The sequence below is a fragment of the Shewanella sp. 0m-6 genome (genome assembly GCF_052977325.1).
This window is the reverse complement of record NZ_JBRIMD010000067.1, coordinates 1-961: the sequence shown is the minus strand read 5'-3', so window position 1 is coordinate 961 and position 961 is coordinate 1. Positions and strand designations below refer to the sequence as shown.

At 43.5% G+C, this 961-nt stretch carries 2 tRNA genes and 2 rRNA genes; all 4 read right to left on the bottom strand.

From position 1 onward, the window contains the following. Nucleotides 1-247: ribosomal RNA gene (locus tag ACVBJC_RS20370) — 23S ribosomal RNA — on the bottom strand; the annotation flags it as partial. Nucleotides 248-607: 360 nt separating this feature from the next. Beyond that, nucleotides 608-683: transfer RNA gene (locus ACVBJC_RS20365), tRNA-Ala, on the bottom strand. A gap of 65 nt (nt 684-748) precedes the next feature. Beyond that, nucleotides 749-825, bottom strand: a tRNA-Ile gene (locus tag ACVBJC_RS20360). A 74-nt stretch (nt 826-899) separates the two neighbouring features. After that, a 16S ribosomal RNA gene (locus ACVBJC_RS20355) occupies nt 900-961 on the bottom strand; the annotation flags it as partial.

The window sequence follows — 961 nt, the reverse complement described above, 5'->3', positions numbered from 1 at the left end:
GCCGCTACTAGGGGAATCTCGGTTGATTTCTTTTCCTCCGGGTACTTAGATGTTTCAGTTCCCCGGGTTCGCCTCACTACACTATGTATTCATGTAGTGATACATGCTTATGCATGTGGGTTTCCCCATTCGGACATCGTTAGCTCAAATGCTTGTTACTAGCTCGCCAACGCTTTTCGCAAGTTACTACGTCCTTCATCGCCTCTGACTGCCAAGGCATCCACCATATACGCTTAGTCACTTAACCATACAACCCAAATAAGTCTCTATGAGACGTACTCGTTGTCTTGAGCGGGTAAGCTCAACACAGCCGTACTGTAACTAATGGTTTCTACTTTCGCCAAAATTAGAATTTTTTACTCACTGCCGAAGCAGTAAGCCAAGACACTTAATGTTAAGTGTTTTTAGAACTCAATTTTTTAATTTCGCGCTAATCCTATAAATAACAACACGATAAATCGTAGTCGTTATCCCTTTCAGATTAACACTATCAGCTTTCCAAATTTTTAAAGAGCGGGCTTAAAAAAGCCAAAGATAAATTCTGCATTTATCTTTGGCATCTCTAACCAGTGCATGAGCTTACAATTTCAGCAAAAAAGTAAGTAAATGGTGGAGCTATGCGGGATCGAACCGCAGACCTCCTGCGTGCAAGGCAGGCGCTCTCCCAGCTGAGCTATAGCCCCATTTACATGCAGTCAAACAAATTTACGTTAATACAAAACCCTTGTTTAGGAGAAAACAAAGATTTTGGTGGGTCAGAGTGGACTTGAACCACCGACCTCACCCTTATCAGGGGTGCGCTCTAACCAGCTGAGCTACAGACCCAACGTAATTTGCTCTTTCTTTACGACAAGCATATCTGTGTGAACACTCAACAACTATTAAGTTAGTCGTATAGGTAAGGAGGTGATCCAGCCCCAGGTTCCCCTAGGGCTACCTTGTTACGACTTCACCCCAGTCA